Origin of the sequence: Dyella sp. C9 (assembly GCF_003332825.1) — a bacterium.
In the GTDB taxonomy this organism is placed as follows: Bacteria; Pseudomonadota; Gammaproteobacteria; order Xanthomonadales; family Rhodanobacteraceae; genus Dyella.
The window spans coordinates 1-14,851 of the sequence record NZ_QIRF01000023.1 but is presented as its reverse complement, the minus strand read 5'-3'; the positions used below and the strand labels follow the sequence as shown (position 1 = coordinate 14,851).

The 14,851-nt window shown below is 62.6% G+C and carries 12 protein-coding genes; 6 read left to right on the top strand and 6 right to left on the bottom strand.

What is annotated here, in order from left to right; all coding sequences use genetic code 11:
• Positions 1-196 precede the first annotated feature (196 nt).
• The 6 genes from DVU99_RS18555 to DVU99_RS18530 all read left to right on the top strand — a co-directional run bounded on the left by DVU99_RS18555 (position 197) and on the right by DVU99_RS18530 (position 9,105).
• Complete coding sequence (locus tag DVU99_RS18555; RefSeq protein WP_114241723.1) at positions 197-628, top strand: pilin; 432 nt, start codon at positions 197-199, stop codon at positions 626-628.
• A gap of 340 nt (positions 629-968) precedes the next feature.
• The gene (locus DVU99_RS18550; RefSeq protein WP_114241722.1) at positions 969-1,403 is read left to right on the top strand and encodes a pilin; all 435 of its coding nucleotides are present in this window, start codon (positions 969-971) and stop codon (positions 1,401-1,403) included.
• Between the two features lie 97 nt (positions 1,404-1,500).
• The gene (locus DVU99_RS18545) at positions 1,501-3,516 is read left to right on the top strand and encodes a hypothetical protein (protein WP_114241721.1); all 2,016 of its coding nucleotides are present in this window, start codon (positions 1,501-1,503) and stop codon (positions 3,514-3,516) included.
• 228 nt (positions 3,517-3,744) lie between these two features.
• Entirely contained in the window at positions 3,745-5,466 is a 1,722-nt protein-coding gene (locus DVU99_RS18540; RefSeq protein ID WP_114241720.1) for a phosphoethanolamine transferase, read from the top strand.
• 340 nt (positions 5,467-5,806) lie between these two features.
• Positions 5,807-7,831 carry a hypothetical protein gene (locus tag DVU99_RS18535; RefSeq protein WP_114241719.1) on the top strand — a complete coding sequence of 675 codons (2,025 nt, stop codon included), beginning with the start codon at positions 5,807-5,809 and terminating at the stop codon, positions 7,829-7,831.
• Positions 7,828-9,105, top strand: a complete 1,278-nt coding sequence (locus DVU99_RS18530; protein WP_114241718.1) for a lipopolysaccharide biosynthesis protein — start codon at positions 7,828-7,830, stop codon at positions 9,103-9,105. Before DVU99_RS18535 ends, DVU99_RS18530 begins: the two co-directional genes overlap by 4 nt.
• Here the strand turns inward: DVU99_RS18530 and DVU99_RS18525 are convergent.
• From DVU99_RS18525 to DVU99_RS18500, 6 genes are all read right to left on the bottom strand, one after another.
• Positions 9,098-9,619, bottom strand: coding sequence for a methyltransferase domain-containing protein (locus DVU99_RS18525; RefSeq protein ID WP_114241717.1), 522 nt, complete (start codon positions 9,617-9,619; stop codon positions 9,098-9,100). The two genes, DVU99_RS18530 and DVU99_RS18525, sit on opposite strands and share 8 nt — an antisense overlap.
• A 25-nt stretch (positions 9,620-9,644) precedes the next feature.
• Positions 9,645-10,670: a glycosyltransferase family 4 protein gene (locus tag DVU99_RS18520; protein WP_198670387.1), complete on the bottom strand. Its 1,026-nt coding sequence runs from the start codon at positions 10,668-10,670 to the stop codon at positions 9,645-9,647.
• 64 nt (positions 10,671-10,734) lie between these two features.
• On the bottom strand, positions 10,735-11,484 hold the full coding sequence (locus DVU99_RS18515) for a bifunctional 2-polyprenyl-6-hydroxyphenol methylase/3-demethylubiquinol 3-O-methyltransferase UbiG (RefSeq protein ID WP_114241715.1): 750 nt from the start codon (positions 11,482-11,484) through the stop codon (positions 10,735-10,737).
• Positions 11,477-12,709, bottom strand: coding sequence for a glycosyltransferase family 4 protein (locus DVU99_RS18510; protein WP_114241714.1), 1,233 nt, complete (start codon positions 12,707-12,709; stop codon positions 11,477-11,479). Before DVU99_RS18510 ends, DVU99_RS18515 begins: the two co-directional genes overlap by 8 nt.
• Positions 12,710-12,724: 15 nt before the next feature.
• Positions 12,725-13,579 (bottom strand): glycosyltransferase family 2 protein, encoded by an 855-nt coding sequence (locus DVU99_RS18505; RefSeq protein ID WP_114241713.1) that lies wholly within the window; start codon positions 13,577-13,579, stop codon positions 12,725-12,727.
• 98 nt (positions 13,580-13,677) lie between these two features.
• Positions 13,678-14,826 carry a DegT/DnrJ/EryC1/StrS aminotransferase family protein gene (locus DVU99_RS18500; protein ID WP_114241760.1) on the bottom strand — a complete coding sequence of 383 codons (1,149 nt, stop codon included), beginning with the start codon at positions 14,824-14,826 and terminating at the stop codon, positions 13,678-13,680.
• Between the last annotated feature and the right edge of the window lie 25 nt (positions 14,827-14,851).

Below are 14,851 nucleotides of genomic sequence, written 5' to 3'. Positions count from 1 at the left end.
GAGCCCGCGAAGGCTGGCGCAAGGTATGGTGCGGCGAAGCGTCGATGCAGCAGGGTCCGACGCACCATGGGCGGGCGTGATCCGTTTCACGAATCCCCATGCTTGCCGCAACGACAGCGGGCCGCCAGCCCGCTCAGGCAGCGGCTTGGTACAAAAGCTGCTGTGCAAGCCCCCAGGGACACCCAGGGGAGTTCATATGTCGCGCCAGCGAACCGACGCGGGCTTTACGCTGATCGAGTTGACTGTCGTGGTGGCCATCATCGCCGTATTGGCGGCGATCGCCCTTCCGCAGTACCAGACCTACGTGGCGAAGAGCCAGATGACGGCAGCACTCAGCGAAATCTCTCCAGGCCGCACCGCCTACGAGACCCTGCTAAACCAAGGCGTCACCAACGGGTCAAGCTACGCTAACGCGGACAACCTGGGGCTCGCCTCATCCACTCCGCGCTGCCAAAGCATCACCGCCAACGCTCCCGTCAATGGCGACGGGGACATACAGTGCGTACTGCAAGGGCAGGCGGCGATCAGCGGGCACTACATCCAGCTCGATCGCAACAGCTCCGGCTCGTGGTCCTGCATATCGGACGTGGATCCCCAATACCTCCCCGCCAGTTGCAGCAACGGTTAAGGCCAAGGGGCCAAAGATGCCGCACCACGTCACTGTTTGACACTATTGGTCCCTGGTGCGACGGATTGCCCTTCACGGCCGCGAACCGGTCAGCAGTAATGACAAGACCAGGGTATGGGCGCTTGTTGATTAGTGCCAACCCTTGCACAATCCGGCGACCTGCCTCACGGCGGGTACCCAGCGTCGACGGAAGTGGCATGCAACATGCTGCCAATGTCATCGAGCTACCAGGTCGTTCCTGACGACGCGAGTTGTGAGGGGACCGGATCCGCCTAGGGGGTACGGGACCGGGGCTCAGGGGCACAATCCAAGGTTAGCTAACCAAAACAGAGGAACCACCATGAAGAACCAGAAGGGCTTTACCCTGATCGAACTGATGATCGTCGTGGCGATCATCGCGATCCTGGCCGCCATCGCCATCCCGCAGTACCAGACCTACGTTGTCCGCTCGCAGGTCACCCGCGTGATCGGCGAAACCGGTGACCTGAAGGTGGCCGTGGAAGACTGCCTCAACAACGGCCTGACCTCGTTCGGCACGGGCAGCTGCGTCGACACCGCCTCGTCCTCCGACCTGATCACCGACAGCGGCAAGGTGCCGACGGTTGCCTGGACGGCTAACGCTGAAACGATCATGGCGACCTTCGGCAACCACGCCAACACCGCCATCACCAGCAGCACGGTGACCTGGAAGCGCAACGGTAGCGGCGGCTGGACTTGCTCGACCAACGTCCTGGCCAAGTACGCCCCGGCCAGCTGCCAGCCGGCTGGTACCTGAGCTTAAACGGAGGCTCAACCTCCACCAAGGGCCGCCCCAGGGCGGCCCTTGCCTTTTGTGCGACAGGCTTCGTCATCTCACCCGACCAGACCAGTTCATGCCCCTCCATCCCGCCCATCTCTTCCGCTCGGCTCTGCCGCTGGTCGCGCTGCTGCTGATTGCGCTGGTGTTCTGGCCAGCACTGCAGGGCGGCTTCATCTTCGACGACTACCCCATCTTTGCGGAAAACCCCGCCATTCATGTCACCGGCTGGCACTGGCAGGACTGGCTGCGCGTATGGACATGGTCGCATAGCAACATTCAGAGGCCGCTGGCCATGTTGAGCTATGCGTTCAACTATGCATTGGGTGGGAACACCTGGTGGTTCAAGGCCACCAACCTTGCGTTGCACGCGCTCAATGCCGTACTGCTGATGCTGCTGACGCAGCGCTTCCTGTTCGCCGGCTGGGCTGTCAAGGCGCAAGACGCCGACACGGCTGCGTTGCGACAAACCTCCGGTTACTGGGCGCTGGGCGTGGCCACGCTGTGGGCCATCCATCCATTGCACGTGTCCACCGTGATGTACGTTGTGCAGCGCATGGAGCTGCTGGGCTTCCTGTTTGTGCTGCTTTCGCTGCTCGCCTACTGGCGCGGACGACAGCAGCAGACGAAAGGCCGGCCTGCGTGGCCATGGCTCATGCTATGCGCCCTTCTCTCTGTCGTAGGCTACTTCGCCAAGGAAACGGCACTGCTGGTGCCGGGTTACACGCTTCTGCTTGAATTGACGCTGTTGCACTTTGCGGCACAATCGCGCGCCACGAGGCGCGCATTGAAAGCGGCTTATGCCACAGGCGCCGCACTGGCCGCATTGGCTGCCGTGCTGTATCTGCTCCCCCACTATACCGCCGATGCCCTCTACGCGGGGCGCGGCTACACGGCATGGCAACGTCAGCTGAGCCAGTTACGCGTGCTTCCCCTGTATATCGGATGGATTCTGCTGCCGCTACCCAAGCTGCTGCATTTTTACTACGACAATTACCCCGTTTCACAGGACTTGTTTCAGCCGATCTCCACCCTGCTGGGTGGTCTGCTATTGCTAAGCCTCATGGCGCTGGCCATTCTGCTCCGAAAGCTGCGACCGTTGTTTGCATTGGGCATTGGATGGTTCTTTGTGGCGCACAGCCTGACCAGCTCTCCCATCCCTCTGGAGCTGGTGTTCGAGCACCGCAACTACCCGGCGCTCTTTGGCATTCTGCTGGCCCTGGCCGACCTTCTATACGTCGCCACACGCCGTACGGAGAGAGCCGTGCTCGCCTCCATCATGGTCATCCTCGTGGTGTATTTTGGCTCGCTCACCTTCATTCGGGCCTCCATCTGGGGGGACCGGCTTCTACTGACCAATACGCTGGCCGAAGACAACCCGGGCTCCGCGCGCGCCGCCTACGATCTGGCACGACGCTACATGTTCATGGCCGGGAACAACCCTGGTAATCCGCTTTACGCGCTAAGCATCAAGGAACTGCGCCGAGCCGCCGGTCTCCCCGTGGCATCACCGATGGCCGAAGAGGCCCTCATTCTTGTCAATGCGGACCACCACGACCAAAAGGACATCCAGGCACTGTGGGCCAGCTTCCTGGACAAGCTGCAAAACCATCCGCTGGGCCCCGAGGCCTACGCCGCCCTCGATCAGTTGACGACCGAACGTCTTCGGGGAAACCAGGACATTGACGCCCAACAGCTTGCGCGTGCGTACGAAATCACCATCAGGCGCAACCCTACCCGTGAGAGCCTGCACTCATCTTATGCGGAGCTAGCCGGCGCGGTGCTGCACGATCATGAACTTGCCATCCGGCATTGGCGGCAGGCATTGAGTCTGGACACGAACGTTGGGGGATATTCCCGGCGCCTCGCGGCTTACCTCCTGGAAAGTCAGCGTTACCAGGAGGCGTTGGCGGTTGTTACCCAGGCTTGGCAGTTACAGCCAGCGCTACGTAACGATGCAACCCTGATCGCCCTGCAAAAGCAGTCTGCACAGAATGTAGCCGCCGCCCAGTCGGCCGGGGAGTCGCCGCCATCCGTCCCGGAACCCAATGTCGGCAAGCCAATCGAGCCCAAAGCGATCCCGATGCGCTAGTGCGACTCCATCGTTCGCACCAGGGAAGGTGCCGGGGCGGCGCCCACTTACAGGGCTCGATTGAACCCAATGCCTCCTGGCCGGATAGAGCACCCCAGCACCCGGCAAGGAAAATTGGCGCGACATCACCCGGGACAGCACGTCCGGCAATAGGTCTTACTGGCCTAGTCTAAGGCTCCCACTTCGTATGTCTGCGCGCTACCAACCCACTTCCACCGGCTGAAATGCATGTCGATCGATAGCATTCAAGAAGAAGCCGCAACGAAACGCACCTATACCAAGTTGGCATCCCTTCTCTGCCTGGCTGGCATCTGCGCGCTTCCATCTCTGACATTGGTTGGTGGAGGGTTCCAGTCACTCGAATGGGATCAGTCCATTGTCATTCTCTGCAGCGCGCTTGCGAGCCTCTTTGTTCTGGTCCTGGCTTACGGTCGCCTCCCTCGTCTTGTTGTCATCGTTCTGACCATCTTGGCAATCATCGGGATTGGCGAGGTTGCATTCATACGAGAGTACGGCTGGACATTTGATGCCAATGCCATCTCCGTCCTGCTGGAGACCAATCGTGCAGAAGCGTCAGATTTTCTCAGTTCCCTGCCTTTGTTCCTGCTCCTGAGCTTCGCGCTTCCCTTCACTCTTGGTTATCTGGCGTGGCCCTTCGGCCATGCCTACAGGCGACTATGGAAGCCTCGCCTGTTGATCTATGGCGTGATCGCGTGGATCGCAATCACCTGCATCGCCAAATTTCCCACTACAGTCAGCTCCGGCGCCCATGGCCAGGCACCTGCATTTCCTATCGAAAAGGAGAGCGAAGACAAAGCCGTTGAAGCGACCTATCCCACTGGACTCCCTTGGGTGCTCTCCAGCTTCTTCAATGAGCGGCGGGCATTGGCGGATGCGATCGCCAGAGAAAAGGACTTCAGATTCGCAGTTCAAGCACCTCCGACAGACGGCCACCGACGACTCTACGTACTTGTCATTGGCGAAACATCACGTGCAGACCATTGGGGCCTGAACGGGTACCAGCGAGACACCACGCCGGAGCTCGCGAAAATCCATGGCGTGGTGTCGTTCAAACGGATGTACACGCCGTGGCCTTTTACGCGGCTGGCGGTGCCCTTGATGATCAGCCGCAAGCCAAGCACGATAACCGACACCGCCTTTTCCGAGGCTTCGATCGTCACTGTCTTCAAACAGGCAGGATTTCGAACCTCCTGGGTTTCACTCCAGGCGCCCATGGGTTATCACGACTCGCCCATCTCGGCTTACGCCCATGAATCAGATGACGTACGATTCCTTAATCCAGTGGACTACCGCTATGAAGGCAAGCACGATGATGCCGCGCTCGCGCAGCTGAGGCGGATCCTCAGTGCGCCAGACCAAAGAGACAGCTTCGTGGTCATCCATACGATGGGCAGCCATTTCCGCTACACGGATAGATACCCAAGGACATTTGCCAAGTTCACTCCCGACGACCCCGTCGGCGCCCCCGCGCAACTGTTCGATCGGGACGACAAGCAAGTCCTTATCAATGGCTACGACAACACCATTCTTTTCACGGACCACGTTCTAAGTGGACTCATTGACGAGCTCGCCAAGCATGAGGACGTCGAAAGCTGGCTGCTCTATTCTTCAGACCACGGCGAAGCGCTTTTCGATGACTGCCGCATGCAGAGCGGACACGGACAGTTCTCAAAAGCGACGCAACACCCAGCCGCACTGTTCTGGGCGTCTCCGCTCTACAAAAGGCTGAACCAGGACAAAGTGTCTCTTCTGCAGAACCGACAGGACATGCTGGCATCGACAGGCATGTTCTTCGAAACCATGACTGACCTTGCTGGAATTGCCGTAGAGGGCAATCGCCCCAACAACAGCCTGCTATCCGTGCATCCACGCGTGCCGACGGAAATCCTGCAGGCCGACGTCGATTTCAGATGCCCATCTGGCAAGTAATCGCAGCGACATGAGTGAACGAGCCTGGATCGAAAGAACGTGCCCAGATCCATGGACTATGCCCTGCGGGCCCTCCTGACCATGACGGACCGCCGAGACGCCCTCTCAATGAGGGCCTGGAGGTTGGTCAAACCTCGCCCCATGAACACAGCCGAGCGTCAGGCAGGGCCCCGCCCGCCTGACCGCGCCGACTCACGGTAAGCCTAATGCCCCCTGAAGGCCCAACGGTGGCCCGCATTCGACCAACCGGGCCAGATTTCCAGACTGGAACACCGGCCCGAACGCTGTAAGCTGCCACGATCTCCGTTGATGCCAACCAGAACTCGTGACGCCCTTTTCCATGTCAACCCGTTCGGGCTGGCGCCTGCTTGCGCTGGTCCTGCTGCTGACTGCAGTGATCTACTGGCCGGGCCTCCACGGCGGCTGGCTGTTTGACGACTATCCCAACATCGTCGACAACAAGGGCGTGCAGCCGGACGATGGAAGTTTCACGTCGCTGCTGAATGCGGCACTGTCCTCCCCTTCGAGCGACTTCAAGCGCCCCCTCGCCTCGCTCACCTTCGCTGCCAACTTCCTCATGAGCGGCCTCGACCCATTCTGGATGAAGGCGAGCAACCTGCTCTTCCACCTGCTCAATGGGCTGCTGGTCTTCATCCTCCTGCGCACGCTGCTGAGTCTGCCGCCATCCCCCGAAACCGAGCCACTGACGGGTGAGGCCGTGCCCGATCAGCAAACGGTGCCGCTCGCGCTGCTCATCACCACGGCCTGGTTGCTGCTGCCGATTAATCTCACGGCCGTGCTCTATGTCGTGCAGCGCATGGAAAGCCTGGCCAACATCTTTGTGCTGGTGGGCTTGATCGGCTACCTGCACGGTCGCAGGTGGATGCAACGCGAGCCCCGCACGCACTTGCTTACGCCCGGGCTTTTGCTTTGCCTGGCAAGCATCACGGTACCCACGGCGCTGGGGGCGCTGGCCAAGGAGACCGCGGTGATGTTGCCGCTGTATGCCTTGATGATGGAGTGGTGTCTCTTCAACTTTCGTACCAGCTCATCGGCCATGCCCGATGCGAGTCACGTTGCGAGGGACAAGCGACTGCTCGTGATGTTTCTGGTGGTGCTTGTACTTCCCCTGCTCGCAGGGATGGCCTACCTGCTGCCGGGACTCATGCAGCCCAAATCCTGGGCGACGCGCGATTTCACCATGACCACGCGACTGCTCAGCGAAGCGCGCGTCGTGGTTGATTACATCCGCTGGACGATCGTGCCTACGCCGCAGGGCCTGTCGTTCTACCACGACGATTTCGTGCCCTCGGCAGGGCTGTTCACTCCGTGGACAACCGCCGCCAGCATTGCCGCCCTGATACTCCTGGTGGCAGCCGCATTCTGGCTGCGGCCACGGCGTCCCATCGCCGCTTTGGGCCTCGCCTGGTTTCTTGGCAGTCACCTACTGACGGGCACCATTCTTCCGCTGGAGCTCGTCTATGAGCACCGCAACTACTTCGCAAGTCTGGGCTTGATGCTGGCAGTGATCCCTGCGCTCGCGCCAACAGCGCCTGCCCCTGAGCACGCCACGCCTCGAACGGGCTCGCTCGTACGATTCGGTCTACTCGGTGGCCTGCTGCTCGCGTGGGTTGGCGAAACCGCCTGGACATCGGTGGCCTGGAGTAACCCCCTGCTGCTCTCCCAGACCCTTGCCTCGCGTGCCCCCGACTCCCCGCGAGCCCAGTATGAGTTGGGTCGCACCTACATCATTTACTCGCACTACGAGCCCACCTCGCCTTTTGTCCCGCTGGCGTATGAGGCACTGGAGCGGGCCGGCCGCCTGCCGGGCTCATCGATTCTTCCCGAGCAAGCGTTGATCTTCATGAATGCCCGCATGCGGTTGCCGCAAAAGGATGTCTGGTGGGACAGCCTGATCGGCAAGTTGAGAAGAGGCCCGCCCGGCGTGCAGGACGAGAGCTCCCTTGGCGCCCTGACCCAATGCGCGCACGACGAAAGTTGCGACCTTCCGTCCGACCGCATGCTGGAAGCCTATGGCGCGGCAGTCAGCCACCCCAATCCCAGCGCCCGGCTGTTGTCCATGTACGCCGACTACGCCTGGAGCGTGCTCGGCAACCGCAAGCTCGGCCTGCAGATGGCCCGAAGGGCCGTGGATGCCAAGCCCAGCGAGCCGGCTTACCGCGCCACTCTCATCCGGATGCTGGCCGCAACGGGGAACATGGACGAGGCGAAGACCCAGCTCACCGCCCTCACGGCGCTCAATATCGGAGGGCGCCTCGGACCGCTGCTGCGCTCGCTCGATGCCGTGCTGCAAGAGAAGCCCGCCGGCTCAAGTACCACGCAGGGCGACACGGGAGCGAAATGAAGGGACGACTCGCACGCGCCAGCTTGAAAACCGCCATCATGCTCGGCCTCCGGGTGGCCACGCAGGCGGGCACGCTGATCCTGCTCACCCGACTGCTGGGACCCAGTCGCTACGGCAACTATGCTGCGGCGGCTTCGTTGGCCATCGTGCTAGGCACGCTGCCCAACCTCGGCTCGGGATACATCATGCTCAGCCGGGTGTCCCGTGGACCGTCGGCCATCGCGGGTGTCTGGCGCTATGCATGGCCACTCACGGTTCTGCTTGGTCTTGCCCTGCTGGTGGCATTCGTATTTGCGAGCTCGTGCCTGGTCACGGATCCCACGCTGACCTTGCCCTTGCTGGCCGGGCTGGGGGTGACGGAGCTACTGCTGACTCCGCTCACCATGCTTTTCAGCTTCGCGCTCCAGGCACTGGAACGCGTGCCGCTCAGCCAGGTGGTGCAATGGCTGCCCCTTGGCTTGCGCGTGGTGGTCTGCGGCGCCTGCTTTGCGCTGCCGGACAAGCTTCGCCTGCCTGCCTTCATAGCACTGCAATTGGCCGCATCGCTGGTGGGCCTGGTAGGGGGGTGGCTGATCACACGACGGCATATCCAACTCGACTGGCGTCCGCGCCGGGCAACCCGCCAGGAGCTCAAGGACGGCGCATCCTACGCTGCCATGCTGCTGGTCGCCTTCAATCCGTCCGAACTGGACAAGATGATCGCGGTCAGGGGCGTGGGCGCCCAGCAGGCGGGTATCTACATCGCCTGTTCGCGCATCATGAACGCGCTGGTGATGCCGGTCGTTGCGATGCTCATGGCCGCACAACCGCGGCTATTCCGCCTCCGTGATGAAGTCAGCCACCAGCACTACCGGCTGGTATGGACGATTGCCATCATTGCGCTGGGCTGGGGCGTCGTCTGCGGCCTGGCCCTGGCCTTGCTGAGCCCCTACCTGACCTGGGTCCTGGGGCCGACCTTTGCCGGCAGCGCCGAACTGCTTCGGTGGCTCGCCGTGACGCCGGTTCTCATCTCCATGAGAAATGCCGCCGGGTGCGTGCTCGCCGCGCTTGGGCGCCCGCTCGAACGCCTCGGTTTCGAGCTCGGCGGCGTATTGATCCTTGCCGCGAGCATGCTTGTCCTCACACCAAGGTTCGGCGTGTACGGACTGGTGGCATCGGTCATCGTGGCCGAAATCTGCATGACCGTCGCCGGCTGGGCGCTGGTGCGCCGCCTGATGCGCCGCTACAAGGCAGGGTTGGAGCAAACTCCCCCTGACAGCTCGAGAGCTATTTGATGACCTTGAGGACAAAAAGGATCGAGGCCATCGGCACGTACTTGCTGAGCAGGTTATCGGTGAGCACCGGCATCCTGGACAACAGATCGTAGAGGAACCCTAGCTTGTACGGCGTGTAGGCGCGGGACACGATCTCGAACTTCACTCCGACATAGTTTCCATAGACCTTCCCGTCGTTGGAAAAAATATCGAAGCTCCGCCAGGCGAAGCCGTGCTTGTGAGTGAGGTCTTCATACAGGCTTGCACTACGAAAATGCGGAACGCGAATGGTGACCTTGCAGCCCGGCTTGCCGATGCGATGCAGCTCGCACATCGCGCCAATGACATCATCGAGATGCTCGATGATGTTCAGGCACCTGATCTCGTCAAACGTGCTGTCCGCGAATGGGTAAGGGAACCGATTGAGATCATGGCGGATGTCAGCCTTGTCCGCATAGAAATCGACGTTGACCGCCCCTGGCTCATAGAGCTCGCCGGAACCGAGATTCAATACGCGTCCATCAATCACGATCACTGCCCCCTTTTATTCCGCAAGCGCCTCATGCGCCTACCAGCGACCGATACAGCGCGACGTAGGCGTCGACCGCATCGGTTTCGGTAAACACCGATACCGCGCGCTGGCGGCCACGCCTCCCCATCTCGCGTGCGAGATCCCGGTTTTCGGCCAGGCGCCGGCAATGGACCGCCAGTGCATCCACATCATCGATGCGGCACAGCAAAGCGGACTCGCCATCGACGACCACCTCGTCTACCGCGCCGCAGCTGAAGCCGACCACCGGCTTCGCACACGCCATGGCTTCCAGCGCGGCGTAGCCAAAACCTTCATAGCGGGAAGGAACCAGTACGGCATCGCATTGCCTGTACTCGTCGATCAATTCCTGTTGCGAACGGCGCCCCAGCACCGTGACGTTGGCCCCGGCCCCGATACCCGTGGTGGCACGCAATCCCGCAGTACACCGAATTTCAAATCCGGGACCCAACTGCTCTGCCAACGCCGGGATGATGTCCGCACCTTTTCGCCGCGATGCATTGCCGACGTAGAGCAAACGGAACACCTGCCCTGCCTTGGAAACCGGCAGATGCTCCGCCGGCGAGAACTTCTGGTAATCGACCCACAGCGGAATGACTCCGCTGACCTGCACGCCCGCGCTACGTGCCAGCACGTCCGCGGTGAATCGACTGTCCGTGGTGATCCTGTCCGCCGCGGCGAACGAGCGCCGCATGAAACTGCCTACCAGCGTCCGGTGATAGACATGCTGCACGGCGGATTTGTAACTGCGAAAGCCCGGATCGAGCACATAGTGGTGCTCGGTCACCACCAGCGGGATCCCGGCTCTCTTGAATGCGAAGGCTTGCCAGCTGTTGGCATGTACGATGTCCACCCCGGCAGGAGCCTGAACCTTGCGAAGCTGCCACGGGGTAAGTTCGTAGCGGTGCTCGAACCACTGCACCACGGGCTCATGTCCTGCGGTGGCCAATGCCTGCGCCAGTCGTTCGATGAAAACGTCTGCACCACTGCCCGCCCTCACGGCGGGAAACCAGATTTTCAACGAGCGCTTGCCCAAGCGCGCCTCCTGTACTTCCCGGCGCCCAGCGCCATGCACCGCCTCGCTAACTCGCGCCGCACGTTCAAATCGCATCCCCTTCGCCGCGCCATACGCGATAGATCAACGTGGGCATGATGGGCAAACCGGGCTTCAGCAGTCCGTCCGGCATGCCCGCGAGCCAGCGGATGACTGGGCCGGCAGGACGTTCGATCGACACGGTGGCTCGCAACGCCGCCAACCCCACGTTGGCGTAGTGCAGGCCAGCGGCTTCAATCAGCCGCTCCGCACGCCCCATGGTGAGCGGCTCGCAATCGTAATGCTCGCCCTTGCCCGCCAGGCGCAGGTAGGGTGAACGCCACGACCTGGGTAGCCAGCTCAACAGCGGCACCCTGAAGTGAGGCTCCATCACCATCCAGCGATTGGGAACGGCCAGATATCCCTGCCCCCCGGGTTTCAGCACCCGCTTCAATTCCCGCAGATGGATCAGCTGACTTGCCTCGTCGCCCACGTGCTCGATGACGTGATTGCTGATCACGACATCAAACGACCGGTCCGCATAGGGCAGTGCGCATCCGTCGATCAGGCGGAATTCGTAGCCTTCCGTCAATTGCCGGTTGTCGATCACGTCGACCGCACTGACACGCCACTGCCCCGGCACCTGGCAGGCAAAGTAGTGGGCTATTCCACCACTGCCGGTGCCGACCTCCAGCAGGCTCCCGCCGGCCGGCGAATGATCGAGTCCGAGCAGCAACTCGATCTTGCGCGCCTTGAGCGTGCGCAACGGCATGTTGCTGATGTCGGCGTGTGGCTTGCGCTCCATGGTCTCAAGCATCGACCCGCTCCGCGCCCGACACCAGCCCGTCGAAGAGGTCCGCATAACCGGCCGCGACCGCACGCCAGGAAATCCGTTGTTGCAACCGCTCGCGCAAACCAGCGACCTGTCTCGCAGCGGCAGCAGGATCGTCAAGCACGCTGATGATGGCCTTGGCCAGGGCCGCCGGGTCCCGCTGGGGAACCACCCATCCGGGGGCGTCACCCATCAGATCGTGAACCGCCGGCACATCGCCGACCACCGCAGGACACAGGCAGCCGATGGCCTCCGCGACGACCAGCCCCAGGCCCTCCTGGTCCCCTCCCGCTGCCTCCACGAACGGGGCCGCGAAAAGCGCAGCCGAGCGATAATGCCGCGGGAGTTCCGATTGGGGAACCGCGCCCACGAAGTGCACGGCATCCTGCAACTGCAATTGGCTGACCCGTTCTTCCAGGCGGCCACGCTCCGGACCAAACCCGACGATAGCCAGGCGTGCATCCGGGTGTGCGGCAAGCACCATCGGCATGGCTTCGATGAGATGAACCAGCCCTTTCTTTTCGACCAGTCGACCCACGGACAAAATCGTGCTGCGTGACCTCGGCTCGCCGGCGTCAGCCGTGAATCGCGCATCCAGGTCCACGCCCATGGGCATGACGCGGGCGTCGGCCTCCGGGCATTCCGCGCGCAACCGCTGACGCATGGCTTCGCTGACCACCGTCACCGCCGCCGCACGCTTGATCACCTTGCCCCGCAGCCAACTGAAAAGGCCACCCTTGAGCGCGAACAGGTCCGCGCCGTGGGAGGTCACCACCAGTGGCACCGCCGGTGCGGATGCAGCCAAGATCCCCTGGGGCAACAACCAGTGCGCATGGATCACCTCCGGCCGCCAGGCCAACCTGAGCCGCAGCATGGCCAGCCACTGCCCCAGCACAAAGCTGGGAAGCAACAACCACTTCCATCGCTGCGCCTTGAGGTTTGCCAGGATCCCGCCATCGTTGACCAGGCGCTCCCAACGGGACGGCGCATAGCGATAGCGGCAGACCCGCACTCCATCGAGGATCTCCTCACGCTTCGCCCCCGCCGCATGCGGGCACAACACTGTAACCTCGAACCGGCCGACGAGCCGCCTGGCGAGCTCGTGCACGAATGCAGGTTCGGGATCACCGGCCCAGCGGGGATACGTGGAACTCAACACCAGCAGCCTGTGTGGCGGCGGGGCGGCGCGTGTTTCCCGAACGTTTTTCATGAGGCGAACCGGACGTCAACTATCACGCCGGTACGTCAACGCGGTGATCTGCTCCGATACCAGGCCGATCAGGAAGATGATGACGGCTGCGCTCCACATCAGCGCGCTACCGTTGGTCAGGCGACCGTACGCCAGGAACGTCCGCAGGTAGTTCGCGCAGCCCAGCGCGAAGAACACCGCGCTAGCCGGAACAAACAGCTTGAGTGGCGAATACAACGTGGCGATCTTGAAGATGATCAACAGGAAGCGCACGCCGTCCTTGAGCGGCTTGATGTGGCTCTTGCCCACGCGTTGTGCCGCCTTGATCGGCACGTACGCCACCGGGTAGGCGCTGCGAAAGAAGGCCATGGTGCTGGTGGTGGGGTAGGAAAAGCCATTGGGCAGCAGGTGCAGGAATTCGCGAAAGCGATCGGCGCGCACCGCGCGATAACCCGAGGTCAGATCCAGCACCTCGTGCCCGGTCATGCGGGTCGCCAGCCAGTTGTACAGCGTGTTGGCCACGCCACGGCCAACACCGGCCTGGCTACCCCAGTCGCGGGCGCCTACGGCCATGTCGAACCCTTGCTCGATCTTCTCCAGCAGCCGGGAAATATCGGCCGGATCGTGCTGGCCATCGCCGTCCATGAATACCAGCACGTCGCCGGATGCGGCACGCGCACCACGCTTGATGGCGGCGCCGTTGCCCATCGAGTACGGCGAGGACAGGCAACTCACGCCGGCCGCCTCGCAAATCTGCCGCGTGTCGTCGGTCGAGCCGTCATCCACCACGATGATCTCTGCGTGCGGCTGAGCGGCGCGCAGGCGGGGCAGCAGGGACTTGAGCGCCGGGCCTTCGTTCTTGGCTGGCAGGACAATGCTGAGACGGTTCAAAGAGATTCCCCGGAAAGTGGCACGGCATCATAACCCGTGCGAACGCACGAAGCCTTGGAGAAGTAGACGTTTAGGGGCGATGCCCGAGGCGCGGAGGATCAGCCTTGGCGCCCTACCAGGGCACGAACCTCGACGATCACCCGCTCGGCATCCTCGTCGCTCATCGCGGGAGACAGCGGCAGACTGACCGTCTGCCGGCCGATGCGCATGGCGTTCGGCCACTGCTCGGGGCGCCAGCCGAAGCGCTGCTGGTAATACGGGTGCTCGGGCACCGAAAGATAGTGCACCCCGGTGCCAATGCGCGCCGCGTTCATCGCATCCAGGAACGCATCCCGTTCCATGCCGCAGCGCGCCGGGTCGATCATCAACGTATAGAGATGATAGCCATGGCGCGTATCAGGCTCCGGGGCCGCCGGCAGCCCCACCGGCAGATCGGCAAATGCCCGGTCGTAGCGCTGCCACAGCTCGGCGCGGCGCCGCCAGTTCTGCTCGACCCGAGCCAGCTGATGGATACCGATTGCCGCCTGGAGATCCATCATGTTGTACTTGAAGCCGCACTCGACCACCTGGTAATGCCGATAGCCCTTGTCGCCGAAGCGATGCCAGGCGTCCTTGCTCATGCCATGCAGGGCCAGGATGCGTGCACGCGCGATGTGCTCCTCGTCGCGCCCGAGGATCATGCCGCCCTCGCCCGTCACGACATTCTTGGTCACATAGAAGCTGTAGCAGCCGAAATCACCGAAGGTACCGGCCGGCTTGCCACGGAACTCGGTCTCGATGGCGTGCGCACAATCCTCGATCACCACCAGGCCGTGCCGCTCGGCAATGGCCATGATGCGGTCCATGGCACAGGGACGGCCAGCGAAATGGACCGGCAGGATGGCCCGCGTCCGGGGCGTGATGGCCGCCTCGATGGCATCCGGATCGATGTTCTGGGTCACCGGGTCGACGTCCGCCAGTACCGGCTGCAGCCCGGCGTGCAGGATGGCGTTCACCGTGGCGCAGAAGGTCAACGGCGTGGTGATGACCTCGCTGCCCGGCTCCAGACCTGCCGCGACCATGCTCACATGCAGGGCGGCCGTGCACGAGTTGACGGCCGCCACCTGCGAGGGGCGAACCCCGCGCCAACGGGCGAAATCCTGCTCGAACTGGGCCACCCGCGGCCCCGTGCCCAGCCAACCCGAACGCAGGCAGGCCTCAACCTCGGCAATCTCGGCCTCCTCGATACGGGGGGCGCCAAAAACCAGGAAGGGGGGCTGGGGTGGGCTGGAG